We start from the raw sequence: 23,001 nt of genomic DNA on the forward strand, positions 1-23,001 counted from the left end.
CCGGCGCCTTACGATCGCACGCACCGGACCCCGCTCCTTCTCCCGCACTCATTTATCAGACACCCCCTAGGGCCCCCGACGCAGGGCTCCCGCGGGCGGTGCCGCGGGAGCCCTGGGCCGGTCGGGAGGCCGCGTTCCCGGCCCCGTCGCGCCCGGGGAGTCAGCCCCACGCGCCGAGGGTGAACTCGGCGATCACCACCGAGAGCAGGAACGAAGCGGTGATCGCGACGAGCCCCACCGGGATGATCTTCCAGCCGATGCGGCGCAGCAACGGCAGATCCTTGCCCAGCGAGAGTCCCGCGAGGGTCAGCATGATCGTGGCGATGGACAGGAAGTCCACCGAGCCGACCAGTCTGTTGAGGCCGTCGGAGGCGAAGAACCACGGGCTGGACACGTACGCGCCCACGGTGGTGATCCACACGATCGCGGAGACCTTCCGGCTGACCTTGGCGAGGAGCAGACCGAGCAGCACCAGGCCCAGCAGCACGGCGTAGCCGCCGACGATGTCCCAGCCGATCGTGCCGGCCGCGACCGAGGCGGTGCCCAGGCCGAGCACCGTCAGGACGCCGAGCGACAGCCAGAGGGGGATCCTGATCTCGCCCGAGGCGGCGGCGACGTCCTCCCGGAAGGCGCGGTTCGCGGCGGCGTCGGCCGCCGGACCGTCCGGGGCACGGGCGGTGTCGGGCGTCGTCGTCTCCGGCGTGCGGGCGTCCTGACGGCGGGTGAGGAAGCGGTAGAACCGGTCCGCCAGCGGCAGCGCCACGTAGATGCCCACGTAGACGCCGAGGATGGTGGTGATGAGGTTCGACACCGCCGCCATGCCGAGGATTGCCTCCTCGTGCCCCGGGTACGCGGCCACGATGCTGGCCGAGGACGCGGCCATCATCGATCCCGAGCCGACGCCGGCGCCCATGGCGAGGGCCAGTGGGTCGAAGATGTTCCAGTTCGCCACCAGCGAGGTCAGGAGCGTGATGAACACCGCTCCGAACATCGTGCCGAACACATACATGGCCAGGACGCCGCGGTACTGGTCGGAGTCCGGCCCGTACTTCTCCGAGACCATCGCGAAGGACGGCTCGCGGTCCAGCGAGAAGGTGGCTCCGACCGTGGCCCTGCCCAGGCGCAGGGCCACGGCGACCGGCAGGGCGACGGCCACCGTGCCCAGCAGATGGCCGATCTCCTGGAGCAGCAGCGCGGGCCCGGCCTTGACGAGCGTCGGCAGGCTGGGGCCGATGTTGAAGGCGAGCCGGGCGACCAGGAGCATCACGGCCACGCCGACGAGCGCGGACGCCGCTTTCTGGAGACGGATGCCGAGGGGGCGGACCTTCTGGACCGACACCAGCAGGCCCAGGATCAGGCCCCACACCATGGGGAAGACGATGACGGAGCCGACGCCCAGGTCGATGTCGAGCTGCCCGACGGCCTGCACGACCAGGGCGATGACCAGGGCGAGGGCGGCGATCGGCAGGGTCTGACGCGCCCCGGCGACGCGGTCCTCGGCCGTGACGGTGGGGCTGCTCATGTCGCCACCGCCTCCTCGCCGACGTCGCGGCGGTAGGCCGCGGCGATGAAGCGGGGCCGGTGCTCGGCGTGGCCCGCCGCGTCGACGACGGTCCAGGCGAGCGCACGGGCCGCCTCGAACATCATGTCGTACGCCGTGTCGGTGTCGGCGATCGCCGCGAAGGCGTGGGAGTGGATGGGCGCTGCGGCTCCCGGGATGCTCAGCCACGGGTGCAGGCTGGGGATGACCTGGCTGACGTTGCCCATGTCGGTCGAGCCGCCGGCGATCCGGTCGCCGGGGGTGACGTCCCGCCCGAAGGAGGCCATGGCCGACGTCCAGAAGCCGGCCAGCGCGTCGTCCTGCACGAGCGGCTCGTAGAGCGGCTCGGTGGCCTCGACGGTCAGCTCGGCGCCGGTCGCCAGGGCGGCGCCCTCGAAACACCGTCGGACACGCTCCAGCAGCGCCTCGTACTCGGGCAGGGTGAACGCCCGGCACTCGAAGTCGACGACGGCCCGCTCGGGGATGATGTTGGTGGCGACGCCGCCTTCGGAGACGAACAGCGCCACCCGCTGGTCGCCCGGCAGCTGCTGGCGCAGCAGACCGACGGCCACCTGGGAGAGCGTGGCGGCGTCGGCGGCGTTCACGCCCTGGTGGGGTGCGGCCGCGGCGTGCGCCGCGCGTCCCCGGAACACGGCCCGGTACCGGCCGACGGCCTGTGCGGTGGTTCCTGCGGGGTTGTAGCCGAGCCCGTCGTGCACCGGGTGGACCATCAGGGCCAGGCCCACCCCGTCGAACGCGCCGGCCTCCAGCAGCAGCGCCTTGCCGCCGCCGTGCTCCTCGGCCGGGGTGCCTATCGCCTTCAGCGTGATGCCGAGTTCGTCGGCGTGCGGGGCCAGGGCCAGGGCGGCGGCCACCGAGGCGCCGGCGATGAGGTTGTGGCCGCAGGCGTGGCCGACCTCGGGCAGCGCGTCGTACTCGACGCAGAGCGCGACCGTCAGCTCGCCGCTGCCCGCGGTGGCGGTGAACGCGGTCGGCAGACCGCCCGTGCCGCGTTCGACCGTGAACCCGCCCTCGGTGAGCAGCTCGGTGATCGCCGCGGCGGACTCGGTTTCCTGGAAGGCGGTTTCGGGACGCGCGTGCAGGGCGCGGGCCAGCGCGAGCACGCGGTCCTGCCAGTCCGACACGCCCCTGGAGGTGTCGGCCTTGAGCCGGTCGCCGGAGTCGGCGGGATTCTTCGTGGTCACGGGTGCCTCCTAGTAGCTCAGCGAGGGGAACGGGGCGCCGGCGGCGCGGGTGGGCGTCCAGACGGCCTTGGTCTGCGTGTACTCGTCCAGCACTCCGGGGCCGGAGGAGCGGCCGTGTCCGGAGTCGCCGAAGCCGCCGAAGGGGACGGCGACGTGGATGGTCTTGTAGGCGTTGATCCAGAAGGTGCCGGATTTCACGGCGCGCGCGACGTGGTGGGCGCGGGCGACGTCCTGGGTCCAGACCGCCCCGGCCAGGCCGAAGTTCGTGGCGTTGGCGCGGGCGACGGCCTCCGCCTCGGTGTCGAAGGCGTCGGCGCCGACCACCGGCCCGAAGACCTCGGTGGTCTCCAGCGGGTTGGCGGGCGTGACCCCGTCCAGCAGGGTGGGCGGAACCCAGTGTCCGTTCGCCAGCGCCGAGTCGGTGAGCCGGTCGGGCAGCTCCGTGCCGGTCACCCGGCGGGCGCCGCCCGCGAGCCCCGCCTCGATCAGCGAGGTGACCGTGCCGAACTGGGGCCGGGTGATGATGGGGCCGACCTCGGTGTCGGGGTCGAGGGGGTCGCCCAGCCGCAGCCGGGACGCCCGCTCGGCGACGCGGGCGATGAACTCCGCGTGCACGGAACGCTCCACGAGCAGCCTGGAGCCGGCCACGCACGACTGGCCCGCTCCGGAGAAGACGGCCGACACGGCGCCGTCGGCCGCGCGGTCCAGGTCGGCGTCGGCGAAGACGATGTTGGCGCTCTTGCCGCCGAGTTCGAGGACGGTCGGGATGCCGGCGCCCGCCGCGGCGACGGCCACCCGGCGGCCGGTGGCGACCGAGCCGATGAAGGACACCTTGCCGACCCGGGGGTCGGAGGTGAGGGCGGCGCCGACGGTGGCGCCGAGGCCGGTGGCGACGTTGAACACGCCGTCCGGCAGCCCCGCCCGGTGGGCCAGCTGGGCCAGCCGCAGGGTGGAGGCCGGGGTGAACTCGCTGGGCTTGACGACGACTGCGTTGCCGGCCGCGAGCGGCGCGGCCGAGTTCCAGCCGCCCGTGAACAGGGGCGCGTTCCACGGGGTGACGGCCACCACGACGCCCCAGGGGACCCGCTCGGTGTAGGTGTGCCAGTTGCCCGGGACGGGGATCGTGTGGCCCAGCAGCTTGTCCGCCCATCCCGCGTAGTAGCCGAACATCTCGGCGACCTTGGCGGCCTCGGCGCGGGCGTCGCGGACGGGCTTGCCGGTGGTGGCGGATTCGAGGAGGGCGAGTTCCTCGGTGTGCTCGGCGACGGTCCGGGAGACCTCGCGCAGGATCGCGGCCCGTTCGAACGGGTCGGTCGCGGCCCAGACCTCGGCCCCGCGGACGGCGGAGGCCAGCACGGAGTCGGCCCCTTCGGCCCCGGCGTCGGCGTAGTCGGCGAAGCCCTCGCCGGTCGCGGCGGCGGTGAGGCGCACGGTCTCGCCGCGGCCGGTGACGACCCGGCCGTCGACGAACGAGCCCAGGCCCTGCGGGAAGGCGGCGTCGAGAGCGGCGCGGGCGGTGGCGGCGCCGGACGTGGTCAGGTCGGTCGGGAAGGTGGTGGCGCTCATGCTGCGGTGGCTCCTTCGGAGGCGAGGGAGGGGGCTACGGTGCGGGCGATCTCGGTGAAGTCGGCGCCGGGGCCGAGCGCGGCCAGGGCCTCCTGCCAGACGCGGCTGGCGGCGGCCAGCAGGTGCGGGGTCTCACCGCGCTGCCCGGCGGTCTCCACGGCGAGCGCGGCGTCCCGGGCCATGAGTCCCAGGGCGAAACCGGAGTCGTAGGCGCCGGTGAGCACCCAGTCCGGGTACATGGCGGCGGACGCCTTGCTGGCGCCGGACGCGCCGCTGATGCCCGCCGCGGCGGCGGCGGGATCGACGCCGTACGCCTTCGCCACGGCGAGGGCCTCGCCGACCGCGACCAGATTGACCGCAGCGAGGGCGTTGTTGAGGAGCTTGACCACGTTTCCGGAGCCGGGGGCGCCGAGGTGGCGGTACCGGCCGCCGGTGAGTGCGTCCAGGACGGGCCGGGCCGCGTCGAGCGCGTCGGCGTCGGCGCCGACGAACGCGGCGAGCCGGCCGTCGGCCGCGCCGTCACGGCCGCCCGAGACGGGCGCGTCCACGAAGGCCGCGCCCCGGTCCGCCGCGAGGGCCGCGCACGCGGCGGACGTGCCCGGCTCCGACGTCGTGGTGTCGACGACGGCGAGCGTGCCCGGCCGTGCCAGCAGAACGGGCACGGTCGCCTCGACCACGCGGGCCGAGGGCAGCGACAGGACGACATAGGGCGTGCCGGCCAACTGGTCGAGGTCCTCGACGGCCTCCACACCCGCCTTCGCGGCGGCGGACCGGGCGGCGGGCGACGGATCGAATCCGCGCACCCGCCACCCCGCCCGCAGCAGGGCGGAAGCCATGGCACCGCCCATCGAGCCGAGGCCGACGACGGCGATGTGCTTGCTCATCAGTGCTCCTGTCATGAGGGAACGTGGTACGGAACGGACACGGGCGAGGCGGGAGGGAGGACCTCGCCCGCCCGGGGAGGAAGGGCCTCGTCGGCCCGGGGAAGGGCCTCGTCCGGTCCCGGGGGAACGGTGTTCGGGCGGCCCCCGTCAGATCTCGGGAGGGCGGCCCGGAACGGGCCCGTCGGCGCGGTCCGCGCTCACACGCGGGCGGTGAAAGGGGGTGTCCGAGAAGCGCGTGGGCCACCGGCGCTCCGAAGGCGGCGCCGGTCGGGCGGCGGGCGGAGCGTGTGCGGTGGGGCGACGACGGCCGGTGGGGCGCGCCGCCCGGCGGGGGCCGTGCTGCGGGGCCGTCGCCGGCCGCGCGGACCGGGTCGGACGTCCACGCGGCGCGACGGGGAGAGAGCGGTCGAGTGGGAGAGCGGTTCGGGGAGAGCGGTTCAGTCGAGGTAGACGTCCAGGTCCTTCCAGAGTTGCTGGGTGCGGCGGATGGCGGCACGGCTGCGCTCGGGCCGAGCCGTCTGCATGCCGGCGAGGAGTCCGTAGACCACCGAGGTGGCGGCCGTGACGGACTGGAAGAAGGAGATGCCCTCCGACGGCACGATCAGCAGATGGTGGGCGATGGAGGTGGCGAGCCGGCTGCGCCGCATGTCGGTGATCGCCACCACCGTGGCGCCCGCCGCCCGGGCCGCGTCGGCCGCGACGATGATCTGTTTCGCGGACCGCCACATGTTGACGACCACGAGCACGTCACCCGGACCGAGGCTGTTGACGGCGGTCGCCAGATGGACTCCGGCCCGGTTCTCCAGCGCGATGGGGTAGCCCATGGTGGAGCCGAGGTGCGCCATGACACTGGCCGGACCGGCGAAGGAGCCGACCCCGACCACCAGGATCGACCGGGCCGAGGCCAGCGCGGCGATGGCCGCCTCCGCGTCGGCGGCGGAGTTGCTCTCCAGGGTCTGGCGCAGATTCTCGATGTCGTGCGTGACCGCGTCGTGCAGCGGGCTGCGGTGCTCGCCGTGCTCGGTCAGGGTCTCCTCGGTGGAGATGTGCACCAGATAGCGGGCCCGCAACTCGCGTTGCAGATCCGGCCAGCCGCGGAAGCCCAGCGTCTGGGCCGCCCGCACCACCGTCGAGCTGTTCACGTCCGCCCGCTCGGCGATCTCCGCGATCTCCGCGTACGAGGCCAGCTGCGGATTGCGGACGATGACGTCGACGACCCGGGCCTGGGCCTTGGACAGCGGCACATCGGGCAGGGCGTCGCCCAGCCACTGGCCGCCGTCGGCGGAGGACTGGTTCTGGTTGTGGTTCTGCGATGCGGACACGGGGCTGGCTCCCTGGTACGAGACGCGGCGCACTGCAAGTCTGGTTGCAGAACCGTACCTCGCAATTTCATTTGCAGGAAGCCCCCTCCGGGCTCGACCCCGTGACCCCGCGCACCGCGGTCCGCCTTCGGGGCACGGTCCCCGGGCGCCCCGCACCGTGCCGGGCCCTCCCGCGCTCGCCGCCCCGGCCGCCGCCTCGGCCGCGCGCGGTCAGAACCTGCGGTGCACGGACACGGCGTACTCCCCGCCGGTGTAGGGGTCCCGGGACCAGGTCGCGTACCTGGCTTCGAGGGCGAGTCCCGCCGCACGGCAGTGCGCGTCGTAGTCGTCCAGCGTGTAGCCGCGGTCCAGGGAGAACCCCGCGACGAGGCGGCCGCGCGGGCGGACGTGGCCCGCCACCCCGGCCACGAGGGCCGGTTCCGTTCCCGGCGGGGTGAACAGGGGGACGTTGCCCGCCATCACCACGACGTCGAACAACAGCCCCAGGTCGAGGCCGACCAGGTCGCGCCGGTGCCGGCGGATCTCCGGCGCCATGCGCCGGGCCGTCGCGATCATCGACTCGTCGACGTCCACGCCGACCACGGCGATTCCGTGGCGGGCCAACTCGATGGCCACCCGGCCGGTGCCGCAGCCCGCGTCGAGGACGGTGGCGGGCTCGAAGGAGCGGACCAGCGCGGCTTCGCCGTGCACGTCTCCGCCCTCCGCGGCGATGCGGTCGAACCGGGCCTGGTACTCGTCACCGTTCCATGTCATGCGTTCACCGTGGCACACGCGCCGCTCCGAGCGCGGTCCGGCCTCCGGGGACTCCGTCGCCGGCCGCGTCAGGACCCACGGGCCGCAGCCCGCGCCGCCACGGCCGCGGAGACCACAACAGCCCGACGAAGCGGTACCGGATGTCCGCGAACTTCCCCGGAAATGTCCGCGATCGGTAACGGACGCATCCCGCGGCCGCCGCCCGTCGTCCTGCCAAGTGGCCGGAAGGCGGCCGAGGATCGACGAGGACTGCGGGAAAGTGGGACGAGACATGGCGCGGCACGGCAGCAGGCGGGGCTGGCACGTCAAGGTGGCCGGGGCGGCGCTCGGGGTGACGATGCTGGCCGCCGGCGCCTCGGCGTGGACCGCGCAGGCCGGTTCCGTGGGCGACGCGTCGCCGCGGGCGGTCGCGTCGCCGCGGGCGGTCGCGTCGCCCACGCCGGGCAGTGACGTCAAGCCGGTGGAGGTGACCATCGCGCACGCCTCGGACAAGGGGGAGCGCGGCGTCAACATCACCATCGACGACGGCCCGGACCCCGTGTGGACGCCTCAGATGCTCGACGTGCTGCGGGAGTACGGGGTGAAGGCCACGTTCTGCATGGTGGGGACGCAGGCGCAGGCCCATCCGGACCTCGTGAAGAAGGTGGTCGCGGCCGGGCACCGGCTGTGCGACCACACGGTGTCGCACGACACCGGCATGGACGCCAAGTCCCAGGCCTACCAGTCGCAGCAGATGCTCGACGCCGAACGCATGATCACCGAGGCGTCGGGGGGCGTACGGCCGATGTACTACCGGGCGCCCGGCGGTGCCTTCACCCCTTACAGCCGCAAGCTGGCGGCCTCCCGGGGCATGCGCCCGCTGGGCTGGAACGTGGACTCCAAGGACTTCGAGCGGCCGGGCACGGACGCCATCGTCGCCACCGTCGAGCGGGAGCTGCCCAACGGGCCGACGCTCCTCTTCCATGACGCGGGCGGCGACCGCTCGCAGACCGTCGAGGCGCTGCGCCGGATCCTCCCCCGGCTCAAGGAGCAGGGCCGCTCCCTCGGCTTCCCGGTGCGCTGAGCCCCTGCCTGGAACGTCCGCGATCCGAGCGCGCCGCCCCATGTCCGTGACGTGGGCGGTGCGGCGGTCCGTGGTGGTGCGGGGCCGGCGTCGCCCGGTTCACGAGACCTCGGCGACCGCCCCGCCGGCGGTTCACGACGAGGGGGTCAGTCGTCCGCGGAGAAGGACGTGGGCCTGCGCGGCAGCCACTGCCCGAACGTCCGGCGCGGGGGCCGCACCACGACGCGGCCGTGGGCCTTCCGGCCGACCAGCTCCACGCGCAGAGTGACCGGCGTACCGGGATTCGCCGGGGTCCGGCGGTGCTTGACCCTGCTGAGCGCCAGCTGCAGGCCATCGGTGTCGACCACGGTGCCCGGCCGCGTGACCAGCGTCAGGGTCTTCCCCGTCATGCTCACGTCGATCCGCAAGGTGTCGTGCGTGATCACCGCGTCGGTGAAGTCGAGCGTCACCCCCTAGCGCCGTATCGCGACCTGGCCCCCGGCCGGGCCCCTCGCGAAGAGGCGATGGGCCCCGGCGATTCACGGCGGGACGGATCCGCCCCGGCCCGGACCGGTTTCCTTCGGACCGGTCTCTTCAGACCAGTTCCCGCAGGAGGATTCCCGGATGCTCCATCAGGAAGAGGTGGCCGCCCTCGGGGACGATCCTCAGCTCGGCGCCCGCGATCTGCGCGTGCGCCCAACGCGCCACCCCTACGGGGACGTTGCCGTCCGCTTCGCCGTGGATGAAGACGGTCGGCACCCGGACCGAGGCCAGCGGGGCCGGCAGCGGGCGGGCGTAGCCAGCCAGGTCGGTCAGCGCGGCGTCCATGCCCTGGCGGCGGCCCTCGGCCGTGTCCAGGTCGGATATCGCCCGGAACTCGGGGGTGCTCATGACCAGCCGGTCGGCACGGGGCCAGGCCGCGAGGTTCGACTCGCGTTCGCGCACCCCCTTGAAGACTCCCGTGCCGGCGAGCATCGCACCGCCGACCGGCGGGGCCCAGCGGACGATGCGGTTGAGCCATGTCACGACCGGAATCCGGCCCGCATACGCCTCCTTGGGGGCGCCGGGGACGGCGGCGGCCGCGAGGATCAGTTTCGCCACCCGCCCGGGGTGGGCCTGGGCCGCGGACAGCGCGTATCCCCCGCCGCCGGAGATCGCCACCAGCGTCGCCCGTTCCTGGCCGAGGTGGTCGAGCAGGGACACGAAGTCGTCGTTCCAGCGGTGGAAGCCGCGGCCGGGCACCGGATCGGTCCCGCCGTATCCGGGCCGGTCCGGGAAGACCAGCCGGACGCCCGCGTCCGTCGCGGCCCGCCGCAGCGCGACGCCCTCGTACCGGCTGCCCGGGGTGCCGTGCAGCACGATCGCGGGCGCGGCGGCGGGGTCGCCGTACGAGCAGTAGGCGATGCCGCGCCCGCCGGGCCCCTGGATGCGGACCGTCTCGGGCAGCTCGGGCGGCTCGGTCGGTGCGGGCGGATCGTGCGTCATCTGGGCTCCTCGTGCGGTTCGGGGGCGGCGGCAGCGGCGGTGATCCCGCCGATGACGAGGTCGAGGCCGTAGGCGAACCGGCGGTCGTAGTCATGGTGTTCGACGAAGACCGACATGGCCCGGCGTTCGGGCGGCAGCGGGAGCCGTTCCGGACCGCCGCGGCCGAGCCGGATCGCCACGTGTCCGGTGACGAAGTCGTGCAGGGCGCCGTACGCGTACACCGCGGACCGCTCGTCGAACCCGGCGGTGCGCAGGGCCGCGACGACCCGGAGCGCGGCGTCGTCGGCGCCGGGTCCCACGAGGGGGGCGCTGCGGTGCGCCTCCAGGACGACGGGGTGGCGCATGAGCAGGTCGTGGAGTTCGTTGGCGAACGTGCGCAGGACGGCCCGCCAGTCCTCGGGCCAGTCCACCGAGCCGGTGGCCTCGCCGACGATCCGGGAGACCAGCGCGTGCCGGAGCGCGTCGACGCCGCCCGTCGTGCGGTGGATCGCCATCGGGGACACCCCCAGCCGGTCGGCCACCGCGCGGAAGGTCACCGCGTCCATGCCCTGGTCGTCGGCGATCCGGGTCGCGGCGTCCAGGATCGCGTCGAACGAGACCGCCCGGGGGCGGCCGCCCCGTCCGCTGCTTGCTTTGTCGGCGCTCATGCGTCCACCATATCGATACGTGTAACGAAACAGCAATGGGAGTATCCATGACGCAGCTGCACGAACTCACGGCCCTCCAACTGGCCGCCGCCTACGAGCGCGGCGAGACCACGCCCGCCGAGGTCGTGGATCATCTGCTCGCCCGGATCGAGGGCGGCGACCGGGTGGGCGCGTTCACCACCGTGTCGGCCGACCGGGCCCGCGCCGCGGCGGCCGAGGCCGGACGGGTGCTGCGCACGGCGGACCGCGCCGGGCTGCCGCGCCTGTTCGGCGTGCCCACGGCCGTCAAGGACCTGGAGGCCACCGCGGGCGTGCGCACCACGCTGGGGTCCTCGCTGTTCCGTGACTGGGTCCCGGACCACGACGACGAGATCGTGGCCGTCATGGCCGAGGCCGGGCTGATCAGTCTCGGGAAGACGACCGTTCCCGAGTTCGGGGCCGCCTGCTACACCGAGCCGGAGGTCGCCGCCCCCGCGCGCAGCCCGTTCGACCTCGGCCGCAGCGCGGCCGGCAGCAGCGGCGGCGCCGCGGCCGCGGTCGGCGCGATGCTGGTGCCGATCGCCCAGGGCAGCGACACCGCGGGTTCCGTGCGCTCCCCCGCGAGCGCCTGCGGCGTGGTCGGGCTGAAGCCGAGCCGCGGACTCGTCCCCGGCGGTCCGGGCGGCGACGACGGAATGGGGCTCTCCGTGAAGGGGCCGCTCGCCCGCACCGTGCGCGACGCCGCGGCCTTCCTCGACGCGCTGACCACCCGTACCGGGGCCGGCCTCCTGCACCCTCCGCGCGCGGGGGGTTACGAACGCGCCTGCGACGCCCCCGTGCCGCGGCTGCGGGTGGCGATCGCCCAGGGTTCGGTCTCGGGCGCGCCCGTGGACACCGAGGTCGCCGCCGCCGTCGAGCACACGGGCCGCGTACTGGCCGGGCTCGGCCACGACGTGTTCGCCCGCGACCAGGCCCCGGACCCCGAGTTCACCGAGAACTTCCAGGTGATGTTCACCGCCCTGGTCGGCTCCAGGACCGCGGCGTTCGACGCGTCGGCGATGCGGCCGATCGTCCGTCATCTCCGATCCGCCGCACGTCGGTCGACCGCGGCCGAGCTGGCCGCTTCGATCGGTGTCGTGCAGGCCCGCGCGCGGGCCTGGACACTCGACCACGCGGACGCGGACCTCGTGGTCACACCGACCGTGACCGCTCCGCCGACCCGCGTCGGACAGCTCCGCGACGACGCCGATCCGGCCGCGGAACTGGCCGCGATGACCGCGTTCACGGGCAACACCGTGATCGGGAACGCCACCGGGCGCCCGGCCGTCAGCCTTCCCCTGGGCTGGAGTTCCGAGGGGCTGCCGCTCGGCGTGTCGCTCACGGCGGGCTGGGGCCGCGAGGACCTGCTGTTCGGCGTCTCCGCGGCGCTGGAGGAGGCCCTGCCCTGGGCCGACCGCTATCCCGGGCGGAGCGGGGAGGCGCGGGCGTCGGCGGCGGCCGACGCCTCCTGACAGCGGCCGGCGCGAACCGGCGCGCGGTCCGGGCCGTCCGGATGCCGCCCGAACGCCGTCCGGCCGGCGCGCGGTCCGGGCCGGCGCGGTGCTCCCGTCGGCCGCGGCCCGCGTTCCGGGACCCGCCGCGCCTTCGCGGGCGGACCGCCGACGGGAACGGGCCGGCGCCGGGTCCGCCGTCGACGGCCCGTCCGGCGTCCAGCGCGGCGCCCCGTCCGACTGCCCGTCCGGCGTCCGGTCCGCCGCCCCGGACCCGCCGGGCGTGGTCGGGGCGGCGGACCGCCGGGGCCGTCAGCCGTATCGCCGCAGCAGTCCGTCCACGTACGCCTCCAGTCGTTCCCCCAGCACCTCGGACGTCAGGTCGTCCCGTCCCAGTTCACGCCACGGCCCGGCGAGCTTCGCCGCGTCGGGGCAGTAGTGCAGGGCGTCGAGCAGCCGCCAGTACAGGTGGTCGGGGCCGTCGGCGAGGTCGCGGCCGCCGTGCGCCTCGTACCGCTCGCGGAACTCCAGCCCGTGCGCCGGCCCGTGCAGCAGCGCGAGGGCGGTCGAGCAGTGCGCCACGTCGAGGTCGGCGGGTCCCCACGAGGTCTCCACCCAGTCGACGACACCGCTGATCCGCAGCGCGGGCCCAGCTCCCGTGAACAGCACGTTCCCGGGGTGGAAGTCACGGTGCAGAAAGCGTCCTTCGTACGCCGGCGGATCGCGGCGGATCACGTCCACGGCCCGCTCCCACAGGGGGCCGTCCGGGGTGCGGACGCGCTCCGGGGACGTCCACGCCTGGTACGCGCGCGGCCTCTCGTCCGGTACGACGTCGTGGACGCGGACGAGCTGGGCCGCGAGCAGGTCCAGGCGCCGGTCGAGGTCGTCCTCGTCCACGCGGACGCGGCCCGGCAGCGCGGACATCAACAGGGTGGGGTGGTCGCAGTGTTCGGCCGTGGCGTCCACGGCGACGAAGCGGGGCGCCGGAACGCCCTCCTGCCCGGCGAGCAGCGCCAGGACCGACGCCTCGCGGGCCAGCAGCCCGGGTCCGTGGCGGCGGAAGAACGGCTTCACGAAGGTCCGTTGCACCAGGGCCGCGCCCCCGTCGAGCGACAGCCGGCGCATCTGGGAGCTCCAACCGCCGGACAGGAGGCGCGAGTCGGCGACCGAGCGGCCGTGGCCGAGCTGCTCGGCCACCCACGCGCGCGTCGCCGACCAGCCCCGGTCGTCGAGGCCGGTCAGCACCGCCTCGACGAACTCGCGCCGGTCGTCGCCGTGGTCGCGGAACCACACCCCGAGCCGGTGCCCCGCGTCCGGAAGGTCGAACCGCGTGTACTGGGCGCGCGCGGCCAGCGCCTCCTGTACGGCCTCGGTCACCGCGGGCGGGATCACCGCGTCCGTGCCCGGCACGGCGAGCACCGCCCGGCCCTCGTACGCCCGCAGCGCCTGAAGCGCGGGCGCCTCCCGCCAGCTGCCCGGCTGCCGGATGATCGCGCTGAACCGGCCGTTCCCGTCCTCGAAGGGCACGTCCCACGCCTCGGCGTTGTACACGGCGGGCGCGCACAGCCCCAGCGCCGCCACGCGATCCCCGTAGTGCCGGACGAGGTCGGCCGCCGTCTGGCCGCCCATGCTGAACCCGACCAGGGCCAGCGGCCCGTCCGCCCCCGCGTACGCGTCGATCACCGCGACGGCCTGCTCGAACCGTCGCCGCAGGCTCGACTCGCCGAGCTTTCCGGTGCTTTCGCCGTGTCCGGAGAAGTCGAAGGCGATCCCCCGACAGCCGTGGGCCACGAACTCCCTCACCAGAGGCAGCAGTCGCTCCGTGCTGCCGGCGCCCGCGCCGTGCAGCACCACGGCGGTGAGCCCGGAAGGATCACCCCCGTACACACCGCTGAGCCGTTCACCGTCGTGGTCGTGCGTGAAGTCGAAGAGCATGCCCTCCATTCACTCACGCCGTGGTGTCCGTCCTTCGGGCGTGTTCCCGCCGGTATCCGGATCCGCCCCCGCCGTCGCAGGTTCGGGAAGGGACCGGTCGGGTCAGCCCGGCGGATCGGCCCCGGCCGGGTGGAGTGCCTCGTCGACCAGGGCGCCCGCGGCTCCGGTGTAGGCGACCGGGTCGAGCAGGGCGGACAGTTCCTCGGGGCCCAGCAGGCCGAGCAGTTCGGGGTCCTCGTCGAGCGGGCGCCCCTCCCGCGCGGACCGGGCGGCGGCCTCGTCGAGGAGGCGCCGCGCCGCGGCCCTGCCCAGGCGCGCGGTCAGCCGCGCGCTCAGCCGTTCCGAGGAGATCCGCCCGCCCGTCAGCACCAGGTTGGCCCGCATCCGGTCGGCCCGGACCCGGAGTCCCTCCGCGAGCTCCGCGGCGGTGTGGGCCGCGCCGCCGGCCAGGCGCAGGCACTGGCGCAGCGGTTCCCACTCGGCGTGCCAGACGCCCGCCGAGCGCTCGTCCTCCGAGAGCAGGCTCGCCGCCAGCACCGAGGCCAGCGCCGGGGTCTGCAGCGCGGCGCTGCGGACCAGGGTCGCCAGCACGGGGTTGCGCTTGTGCGGCATGGCGGAGGACGTGCCCCGTCCGGGCACATCGGGCTCCGCCAGCTCGCCGATCTCGTCACGGCACAGGGTCTGCACGTCGACGGCCATCTTGCCCAGCGCACCGGTCGTCGACGTCAGCGCCGCGCCCAGCGCGGCGACCGGGGTGCGCAGGGCGTGCCACGGCAGGCCGGGGCGGGCGAGTCCGGTCTCGTCCGCGAACGCGGTGGCCAGGCGGCCCGGATAGCCCGACGCATCCCAGCCGGGCCCCTCGTGGCCGTCGGCCGCGTGCTCCAGGTACCCGGCCAGCGTGCCGGCCGCGCCGCCGAGGGAGACCGGCAGCCTCCCGTCGAGCAGGCCGGCGAGCCGCTCGTCGGCCTCCCGGACGAGCTGGAGCCAGCCGGCGGCCTTGAGCCCGAAGGTGATCGGCACCGCCTGAAGGGCCAGGGTGCGCCCGGCCATCGGCGTGTCCCGGTGCTCGGCGGACAGGCGGGCGAGCGCGGCGGTGACCCGCGCGAGGTCCGCGCGGATCAGCCGCAGGCTCCGGGTCGCCACCAGCATCATCCCGGTGTCCAGGATGTCCTGGCTGGTGGAGCCGCGGTGCACGTAGGGGGCCGCCGCCGGGTCCTCGGCGGCCACCACCGCGGTGAAGGCGGTGATCAGCCCCACCACGGGATTGGCCGTCTCCCGGCAGGCCAGGGCCAGTTGCCGGGCGTCGAGCCGGTCCGCCCGCGCCGCGGCCGTGATGGCCGCGGCGGCGGAGGCCGGCACGGTGCCGAGCCGGGCCTGGGCACGGGCCAGTGCGGCCTCGGCGTCCAGCATCGCCTGGATCCAGGCGGTGTCGCCGGTGGCCGCCTCGACGGGGGCGCCGACCCGTACGGGGGACAGCAGCCCCGAGTCCAGCAGGGGCGGCGGGGGCTGGGAGCGCGTCGTGCGGGTGTCCTCGGCCGTCGTGTCGTTCACCCTCGTCCCTTCCGTTCTCGTGGTCGTGCCCGGGTCCGACGGGCCGTGCGGCGTGGCCGGCTCCAGGTCCAGCACGGCGCGGGCGATGGCGTCGGAGTCGCCGAGTGTCACCGAGTTGACGCCCGGCCGGATGCCCGCGGCGGTGACCCAGTGCACGGCCTCGGTCGGCACGCCGTACGCGAACCGCCGCGGGTGCGGCCGGCCCCGGGCGTCCACCACGCGGTACGGCCGCTCCGTGACGGCCAGTCCGCCGGTCTCATAGGGGGCGCCGCCGGTGGTCGCGATGACGTACGAACGGGCCATGCCGTCCCGCAGCAGGCCGCGCAGCAGCGGGTCGGCGGTGCGGCGCAGGTCGGACTGGTGCAGCCGGGCCTCGACGAGCACCCGGGCCCGGACCGGCTCGCCGGGGACCACCGGGGAGTCGGCGACGAAGGCGGAGCCGTCCCGGGCGGGCCCCATGCGGGTGGCCGGGCCCGTCATCTCCAGCAGCCCGGCGTCCATGACCGCGATCAGTTCCTCGATGCGGCTGACCGGCGGGCCGATGGACAGGTAGGCGTTGAGCGGGGTGTACCACTTCTCCAGCGCGTCCCGGTGGGAGTCGCCCTCCAGCCCGGCGTGGTCCACGGCGACGCGGATCTCGTTGCGCAGGTCCCGCAGGACGTCCAGCGCCGCCTTGAGGGGGTCGCTGACGTTGCCGGCCTCGCCGTGGGCCACGTCCGCGGCCAAGTGGTCCAGCAGCCAGGCGCGGAAGTCCGCCCGGCCGTCGAACCGCCGGGCGCCGTAGGGGCGTTCGATCAGGTCCCAGTCCCAGCGCTCGCCCGCGGCGATCCCGTGCCCCGTCAGCAGCTCCTCCCGCTGTCCGGCGCCGGCCGCGCCGAGGTACCGGTCCGCGAAGCGCCGCGCCTCCTCGTCCGGGAGCCGGCCGGCCAGCAGGGTCCGGTAGTAGACGGCCTCCACCTCGCGGCTGATCAGCGGCCACAGCTCGGTCTCGAAGCGCTGCCGGCCGCGCGCGCCCCGGACGCCGCGCAGCCGTTCGGCCTCGGCGAGCGTGAGCAGCCGGGGTTCGTGCCGGCCGTGGGCGCCCTTCTCGTTCCGGCCGCGGGCGTGGTGGGGGACGCCGCGCCGCGACCCCGCGTACAGGAGCGGTTCGCGGCCCGACGGGCGGTACATCAGCCGGCCTTCCGCTCCGCGTGCGAACGAGCCGCCGCGGCCGAGGGTGAACAGGGCGAGGTAGTCGAAGAAGTTCAGCCCCAGGCCCCGCAGCAGCACGGGCTCGCCGGGGCGGATGTCCGACAGGTCCACGTCGGCGGGGTTGCCCGGCGGGATCCGCAGCAGCCCCCGCGAGCGCGCCCGGCGGGCGACGCCGGACGCCGGGGGGCCGGGGCGTTCGGGAACGTGCCCCTGGGCCAGGACCACCGCGTCCAGGCCGGATATGCGGGAGCCGTCCGCCAGCAGCACCGTCTGCGCGTCGCCGTCGTCCGCCAGCCCCACCGCGCGCCGGCGGTGGACGACCACCGAGACGTGCGGGGGCGCCTGGGCGACCACCCGGTCGAAGACGTCCTCCAGATACCGGCCGTAGAGGGCGCGGGTGGGGTAGGAGTCGGGCGTCAGACGCCGTGTCTCGGCCAGCAGCTCCGCGTCGACCGCGCCGGGCGGCGGACCGCCGCCCGGCCCCGGCGGACCGCCCGCCGCGACGGCGGCCGCCCACTCGTACAGGGAGGGGCCCGTCTCCACCGGGCCCTCGACCTCCACGCTGTCGTCGGTGAACACGGTGACCTGGGACGCGACCGTGTTCATCAGCAGGTGGCGGGACTGCCCGGTGCGCCAGACCAGGCCGGCGCCGGGCCGGGCCGGGTCGACGACGTGGACGGTGACGGCGGTGCGCAGGGTGCTCTTGCGCTCGTTGGCGCACAGCCGCTCCAGCACCGACAGACCGCGGGGGCCGGCCCCCACCAGGCACACCCGTAACGCGTCACTCCCCATGGCGCACGTCGGTCATGAAGGCCTGGAGCGGCTGGGGCCGCATCCCGTAGCGGACCTTGAACGCGCCGTTGCGCCGGCCGCCCTCCAGCGTGGGCACGCCCTCCCGCAGGCCGAGCTTGATGATGGCCGACATCAGCACGTAGTAGGAGCTGAAGGGGCGTCCGTTCGCCGCGTCGGCGTGGCGGTCGTAGCCGCCCGCCCACGCGTGGATCTTCTTCGTCTCCAGGAAGACCACCGCCTTGGCGATGATCTCGCCGTCCATCGTCACCTCGATGACGCGGGCGCCCTTGCGGGTGTAGCGGAGGAACGCCGCGATGCGTTCCTTGCTGTAGTAGCCGGCGGACCCGACGTTGGCCATGAGCACTTCGAAGATCTGCAGGCTCTGCGGGTCCTCCTCGCCGTCCGGCGACCGCTCGGTGATCTTCACACCGCAGTCGTCGGCGCGGCGCAGCTGCCGGGCGTACTCGCGCCGGGCGTTGTGGCGCAGCGAGGACAGATAGCCCTTCCAGTCGCCCGCGGCGGCCAGGTCGACGGTGTAGCGGGTGTCCAGGTCGGTGCCGGTCAGCCCGGCGCCCTCGAGCGCGAGCGCGGTGGGCGAACCGGTGGCCACGTTGATGAAGCCGCAGCGGGCGAGGCCGGCGGAGGCGGCGATCTCCCGCATGCGCGTCACGATCGCCCCCGCGACCGCGGGGTCGGTGCGGGTGCCGGCCAGCTGGGTGTCGCTGCAGTGCCAGACGTGGCTGAGCAGCGCCTTCTCGTCGGGGCCCATCCCCAGGGCCCGCAGCGGGTCGCCCTGTACGTAGCAGGGGGTCAGCGCGATGACCCGGTCGTCCTCGTCCAGTACTTCGATGTAGTGCACGGCGTGCACCGGCTGGATGGGCTCGCGCTCGTAGGCGCGCAGGAACTCGTGGCCGTAGTAGAACTCGGAGGCGCCTGCGGCAGCGGCGAGTCCGTCGGTCTCCGGGGCCAGGTCCTCGACGGTGCGGACGACACGCGTGCGGTAGGTCTCAGTACGTCGCGAAGTACTCACGGTGCTCCCATTCGGATTGATGTGCGTCGTCCGCCGCGGCACCGGCCTGCCACGCCGTGTACCGCCGCAGCTCGCTGTTCTTCAGCCGGAGCAGACATTCTGTCAGCGGTGCGCCGAGCACCCCCCGGTAGAAGTCGCTGGCGGCCAGGGCGTCGAGCGCCTCCCGCAGGTCGCGCGGCAGCGGGGGCAGCGCGGTGTCGTACGGGTCGGCGGCGGGCGGGCCGGGGGCGAGTTTGCGCTCCATGCCGTCCAGCCCGGCGGCGAGCTGTCCCGCCAAGTACAGATAGGGATTGGCGCAGGGCTCGCCCATGCGGTTCTCGATGTGGGCCGCCGGGTCGCCGTAGGCGCCGAGTATCCGCAGGAACGCGCCGCGGCTCTCGACCGACCAGGCGGCGCGGGCGGGTGCGAGCGAGAACCGGTCGGACATCCGCCGGTAGCCGTTGACGGTGGGCACGCACAGCAGGGCCGCGTCGGCCGCGTGCCCGAGCAGCCCGGCCAGGAACCGCTCACCGGTGTCGGACAGGGCACGCCCGCCGTCGGGCGAGGTGAACAGGTTCTCGCCCGTGGCGGCGCACGCCAGGGACTGGTGCAGGTGCCAGCCGCTCGCGTCGAGACCGGGCAGGCCGGGGAGCGCCATGAACGAGGCGTGGTGACCCAGCCGGGCGCAGACCTGCTTGGTCGTGGTGCGGAACAGCAGCATGGCGTCCGCCGCGTCCAGCGCGCTCTGCGGCGCGAAGGTGAACTCCAGCTGCCCCGGGCCGGATTCGTGCTCGACCGACCGCAGGGGCAGACCCATGTCCAGCAGGGCCCGGGTCAGCGGGGCGAGCACCGGCTCCAGCGCGTCGGTCAGGCCCTCCAGGTTGAACTGGTAGCCGCCGTTGACCGGTTGGACGGACGGCGGCACGCCCTGCACCCCGAAGCCGCCGGGCCGGCCGGAGTAGTGCTGGTCCACGAGCCTGGTCAGGTACCACTCGACCTCCAGCCCCACGACGTAGTCCAGTCCCCTCTCGCGCGCCCCGGCGCAGAGCCGGCGCAGCAGGCCCCGGCCGGACAGCGGGTGCGGGGCGCCGGAGCGCAGGTGCTCGTCGCCGATCACCCAGCCGGTGCGCGGCCCCGTGTACGGCAGCTCGCGGAAGGTCAGCGGATCGGGCACCAGGACGAAGTCGCCGGCGCCCAGCAGCTCCTCGACGCCGACGCCGCCCCCGGGAACGGTGAAGTCGACGGCCGTGGCGTGCCCGGTGTCGAAGACGAACGGCCCCGGGCTGTAGTCCATGCCGTTGCGCAGCACCGTGCGGAACGCGTCGGCCGTCAGCGTCTTGGAACGCGGCAGGCCGTGCGGGTCGGCGAACACCAGGCGCACGAAGTCCAGCGGCTCCAGGGACGCCTCCAGTTCGGCGGCCGCGGCGCGCCGGCGGTCGTCCCACAGGCCGTGGCGCGCGATGAAGTCCCGGCTGCCGGTGCTCAGGTCGGCATGGGCGCGGCGGCCCGCCGGGCGGGGGGTGTCGGTCACGTCAGGTCCCGGTCCTTTCCAGGGTGTGCGTCGCGCCAGGGGTTCGCACGTTCGACTTCTGCGGCGACGCGCAGCACCAGCGCGTCGTGGTGCCGGGCGGCGGCGAGCTGGAGGCCCGCCGGCAGCCCGCCGGGGCCGAAGCCCGCCGGGACGGAGACGGCCGGCATGCCCGCCATGTTGAACGGGAAGGCGGCCGGCGCCCAGGACAGCCACGCCAGGGGGGCGTCGTAGGCGGGCGCGTCGGGATGCCAGGCGTCCGCGGCGAACGGCGCCACCGGCACGGTGGGCATGGCCAGCACGTCGAACCGTTCCAGGCATGACGCCAGTCTCCGGGTCAGCTCGGCCCGTTCGGCCTCGGCGCGGACCAGCTGGACGGCGGTCAGCGTCCTGCCGTGCCGGACGACCGCCAGCCGCGCCGGGTCGGCCGACGCGTCGTCGCGCGCGGGGGAGGCGGCCGCCTCGGCGGCGGCCAGGAGGGTGACCAGCGCCGGGTAGGCGTCGTCGAACGGCGGCGGGATCTCCTCGACGTGGTGGCCGGCCGCCGCGAGCCGTTCGACGGCCGCCCGCTGGGGGTCCGCGGGCAGGACGGGGCCCGGGGCGCGGAGCCCCCCGATCCAGGCGATGCGCAGCGGCCCGTCCGCGGCGGTGGGGGGAACGGGTGGCGGGAGGAGGGAGTCCGGGTCGTCCGGGTCGGGCCCCGCCATCACGCGCAGCAGCAGCTCCGCGTCGGCGACCGTGCGGGTGAGCGGCCCCAGGTGCGCCAGCCGGTCCGGGCAGTGCGGCACGTAGGGGACGCGGCCGTGAGTGGGCTTGAAGCCGACCACGCCGCAGAAGGCGGCGGGGATGCGGATCGACCCGGCGCCGTCGGTGCCGGTCGCCGCGATCCCCAGGCCGGCGGCCACCGCGGCGGCCGCGCCGCCGCTGGATCCGCCGGCGCTGAGCGAGAGGTCCCACGGGTTCGCCGCCGGCGGCCCGAGCCGGTTGACGGTTCCGGCGCTCCAGCCGCCTTCGGACGTGGTGGTCTTGCCCAGGACGATCGCGCCGGCGCGGCGCAGCCGGGCCACGGCGGGCGCGTCCCGGCCGGGCACGGCGTCGCCCAGGGCCGGGGAGCCGCGCGTGGTGCGGATGCCCTCGGTCGCGGTCAGGTCCTTCACGCTCAGCGGCACGCCCAGCAGCGGCCGGTCGTCCCAGGCCGCCTCGCCGAGGCCGAGGACGCGTTTCTCGGCGCGGGCGGCCTGCGCCAGCGCCTGGTCGGCGGCCACGGTGACGAAGGCGCCCAGGGCCGGGTCGAGTGCTTCGATCAGTGCCAGGACTCCCTCGGTGTACTCGACCGGGGACAGGCGCCGGGCCGCGTACAGACGGCGCAGCCCGGCGGTGTCGAGGTAGCGGAGTGCGTCATCCATAAAGGGCGCGGAACCATTCGTTTCCGAAGTCGCGGACGGTCGCGCGGTGCCGGCCCATCGACTGGTGCAGGACGGCGAGGACCCTGCCGGAGGCGATGGCCGCCCGCAGGTCGTCCGTGGTGTACGGCTCGCCGTCGGCGCGCATCAGGCGCAGGTCGTACAGTCCGGGCAGGTGGCGGCCGGCGTGGTCGATGCCGAGCGGGACGCGGATGGCGTGCCGCACGTCGAAGGCGACGTGGCCGGTGTGGTGCTGGTCGGACCAGTGCGTGACGTCCGGCATGGTCGGGGCGAAGAACCAGTCGTCGCGCCCGGGGACGCGGCCGGTGATGCCGAGGGTGTGCGGAAGGTAGTGCCAGGTGTTGAAGCGCATGCGGGCGCTGTAGGCGCTGAGGGTCTTCACCAGCGCGTCGCGGTCCTCGCCGAAGGAGGCGGCGAAGGCGGAACTGGGCGCGACGCAGCAGAAGAAGTCGTTGGTCCTGAGGGTGAGCGGATCGTCCTTCCCGGTGCTGCCGGGTTCCAGGGGCGCGAAGGAGCGGGGTCCGCGGCCCATGGCGACGTCCGACGCGGTCGCCTCGGCGAGGGTCGTCATGAAGCGGGTGAGCAGGGCCTCGTAGGCGCTGCTGAAACCCTCGGGGGCGGGGGCGGCGTGGAGCGCGTCGCCCAGTGCCTCGAAGGCGGGCGCCGTCTCCTCGACGGTCGCGGTCTCCGCCGCGACGCCCGCCTCGCGTGCCAGGAGGGCGCGCAGCGGGGCGGGTACGTCGGCGTAGCCGACGGCCGGCCGCAGCAGGTGTTCCGTCTTGTTCAGGTTGGCGCCGTGGATGAGCCGGTAGAAGACGGCCCCGTTGCCGAGATGGGCCTGCCGTTCGGCGGCGCAGCGGCGGGCGAGGGCTTCGAGCCGGGCGACGGTGGAGGCCCCCTCGGCGCCGGGCGGCTCGGCGCCGTATCCGCGGATGCGCTCGGTCATCAACGCCGCCGCGCCGGCGGACGTGAGGTGGGTGCCGTTGACTTCTTCGAGCCGCGCCTGGGTGCCGCTGTTCAGCAGGAAGGCCGCCAGCGCGACAAAGGCGGCTTCTTCGTTCGTCCATTCCCCGGCCGGGAGGGCGGCGAGCCGGGCGAGAACGTTCCCGGAGGCGGTGGGCGCCATCGATTTTCCGGGGAGATTTCCGGAGCGGCCGAGATTCGAGAAGAACCGGTTGCCCACATGGATCTGGACCGGCGCCATGTGCAGTAATACATGGCCGATTCGCTCCAGGTCTGTCCGGATCTTTTCCGGGGAACGGCCCATCACATACTTGTGGAGTTCGATCCGGTCCGCCTCTTCCGCGGCCGCGCGGTTCTGGTATCCGCGGTACAACTCCGCGCGCGTCGCCTCGTCGGTCACGAGCGATCCCACGATATGGGAGCCGGTCGGGGCGCGGGACGCCCCCCATAAGAAACGCATACGGCCGGTCTGGTCGAGAATCAGCAGGTCGCCGCTTGCGACTGCCGGGTCCATCCGTAATTCCCGCGCGGTTGCCTCCTGGGCGATAAAGAGGTCGGCGGCGGTGAGGGCGGCGCGTCCGACATCCTCGGGAAGGCGTCCGTCCAGAGTGAGGACGATCTGTAAGGACTGCTTCGCGGTGTTCGACTGCCGGGCGCGTTCGGCAGTCGATTCAAGTAAATGAGGGAAGCCTTTG

Annotated in this window: 17 protein-coding genes and 1 pseudogene; 2 read left to right on the forward strand and 16 right to left on the reverse strand. The window is 74.6% G+C overall.

Annotation, left to right across the window (positions count from 1 at the left end; all coding sequences use genetic code 11):
* Positions 1-160 precede the first annotated feature (160 nt).
* The 6 genes from WA762_RS25605 to WA762_RS25630 all read right to left on the reverse strand — a co-directional run bounded on the left by WA762_RS25605 (position 161) and on the right by WA762_RS25630 (position 7,270).
* Positions 161-1,522, reverse strand: coding sequence for a DUF3100 domain-containing protein (locus WA762_RS25605; RefSeq protein ID WP_335938727.1), 1,362 nt, complete (start codon positions 1,520-1,522; stop codon positions 161-163).
* A complete protein-coding gene (locus WA762_RS25610) occupies positions 1,519-2,745 on the reverse strand; it encodes an amidohydrolase (protein WP_335938729.1) in 1,227 nt (408 codons plus the stop codon). The genes WA762_RS25605 and WA762_RS25610 overlap by 4 nt, the downstream gene beginning before the upstream one ends.
* A gap of 9 nt (positions 2,746-2,754) precedes the next feature.
* Entirely contained in the window at positions 2,755-4,311 is a 1,557-nt protein-coding gene (locus WA762_RS25615) for an aldehyde dehydrogenase family protein (RefSeq protein ID WP_335938730.1), read from the reverse strand.
* The gene (locus WA762_RS25620) at positions 4,308-5,195 is read right to left on the reverse strand and encodes an NAD(P)-dependent oxidoreductase (protein WP_335938731.1); all 888 of its coding nucleotides are present in this window, start codon (positions 5,193-5,195) and stop codon (positions 4,308-4,310) included. The genes WA762_RS25615 and WA762_RS25620 overlap by 4 nt, the downstream gene beginning before the upstream one ends.
* 437 nt (positions 5,196-5,632) lie before the next feature.
* Positions 5,633-6,517, reverse strand: coding sequence for a MurR/RpiR family transcriptional regulator (locus WA762_RS25625; protein ID WP_335938733.1), 885 nt, complete (start codon positions 6,515-6,517; stop codon positions 5,633-5,635).
* Positions 6,518-6,727: 210 nt separating this feature from the next.
* Positions 6,728-7,270, reverse strand: a complete 543-nt coding sequence (locus tag WA762_RS25630; protein ID WP_335938734.1) for a class I SAM-dependent methyltransferase — start codon at positions 7,268-7,270, stop codon at positions 6,728-6,730.
* 271 nt (positions 7,271-7,541) lie between these two features.
* Between WA762_RS25630 and WA762_RS25635 the strand changes: the two genes are divergently transcribed.
* Positions 7,542-8,333, forward strand: coding sequence for a polysaccharide deacetylase family protein (locus tag WA762_RS25635; RefSeq protein ID WP_335938787.1), 792 nt, complete (start codon positions 7,542-7,544; stop codon positions 8,331-8,333).
* A gap of 146 nt (positions 8,334-8,479) precedes the next feature.
* On the opposite strand, the gene WA762_RS25640 is transcribed toward WA762_RS25635, so the two are convergent.
* The 3 genes from WA762_RS25640 to WA762_RS25650 form a co-directional block, all read right to left on the reverse strand.
* On the reverse strand, positions 8,480-8,782 hold the full coding sequence (locus tag WA762_RS25640; protein ID WP_335938736.1) for a hypothetical protein: 303 nt from the start codon (positions 8,780-8,782) through the stop codon (positions 8,480-8,482).
* Positions 8,783-8,906: 124 nt separating this feature from the next.
* Complete coding sequence (locus tag WA762_RS25645) at positions 8,907-9,797, reverse strand: alpha/beta fold hydrolase (protein WP_335938737.1); 891 nt, start codon at positions 9,795-9,797, stop codon at positions 8,907-8,909.
* The gene (locus WA762_RS25650; protein WP_335938738.1) at positions 9,794-10,444 is read right to left on the reverse strand and encodes a TetR/AcrR family transcriptional regulator; all 651 of its coding nucleotides are present in this window, start codon (positions 10,442-10,444) and stop codon (positions 9,794-9,796) included. The genes WA762_RS25645 and WA762_RS25650 overlap by 4 nt, the downstream gene beginning before the upstream one ends.
* Positions 10,445-10,491: 47 nt before the next feature.
* Between WA762_RS25650 and WA762_RS25655 the strand changes: the two genes are divergently transcribed.
* A complete protein-coding gene (locus WA762_RS25655; protein ID WP_335938739.1) occupies positions 10,492-11,934 on the forward strand; it encodes an amidase in 1,443 nt (480 codons plus the stop codon).
* 291 nt (positions 11,935-12,225) lie between these two features.
* Here WA762_RS25655 and WA762_RS25660 read toward each other — a convergent pair whose 3' ends face one another.
* The 7 genes and pseudogenes from WA762_RS25660 to WA762_RS25690 all read right to left on the reverse strand — a co-directional run bounded on the left by WA762_RS25660 (position 12,226) and on the right by WA762_RS25690 (position 22,820).
* Positions 12,226-13,848, reverse strand: a complete 1,623-nt coding sequence (locus WA762_RS25660; RefSeq protein WP_335938740.1) for an alpha/beta fold hydrolase — start codon at positions 13,846-13,848, stop codon at positions 12,226-12,228.
* Positions 13,849-13,950: 102 nt separating this feature from the next.
* The gene (locus WA762_RS25665; protein WP_472911610.1) at positions 13,951-15,399 is read right to left on the reverse strand and encodes a nitrosuccinate lyase; all 1,449 of its coding nucleotides are present in this window, start codon (positions 15,397-15,399) and stop codon (positions 13,951-13,953) included.
* Between the two features lie 9 nt (positions 15,400-15,408).
* Positions 15,409-17,382 (reverse strand): annotated as a pseudogene (locus WA762_RS25670) (FAD/NAD(P)-binding protein); the annotation flags it as partial.
* Positions 17,372-18,412, reverse strand: coding sequence for a GNAT family N-acetyltransferase (locus tag WA762_RS25675; RefSeq protein ID WP_335938741.1), 1,041 nt, complete (start codon positions 18,410-18,412; stop codon positions 17,372-17,374). The gene WA762_RS25675 and the pseudogene WA762_RS25670, both read right to left, overlap by 11 nt.
* Complete coding sequence (locus WA762_RS25680) at positions 18,390-19,922, reverse strand: glutamine synthetase family protein (protein ID WP_335938742.1); 1,533 nt, start codon at positions 19,920-19,922, stop codon at positions 18,390-18,392. Before WA762_RS25680 ends, WA762_RS25675 begins: the two co-directional genes overlap by 23 nt.
* A complete protein-coding gene (locus WA762_RS25685; RefSeq protein WP_335938743.1) occupies positions 19,919-21,325 on the reverse strand; it encodes an amidase in 1,407 nt (468 codons plus the stop codon). Before WA762_RS25685 ends, WA762_RS25680 begins: the two co-directional genes overlap by 4 nt.
* Positions 21,318-22,820, reverse strand: a complete 1,503-nt coding sequence (locus tag WA762_RS25690) for a hypothetical protein (protein ID WP_335938745.1) — start codon at positions 22,818-22,820, stop codon at positions 21,318-21,320. Before WA762_RS25690 ends, WA762_RS25685 begins: the two co-directional genes overlap by 8 nt.
* Positions 22,821-23,001 lie beyond the last annotated feature (181 nt).

Origin of the sequence: Streptomyces tyrfis (genome assembly GCF_037034285.1) — a bacterium.
Lineage (GTDB): Bacteria > Actinomycetota > Actinomycetes > Streptomycetales > Streptomycetaceae > Streptomyces.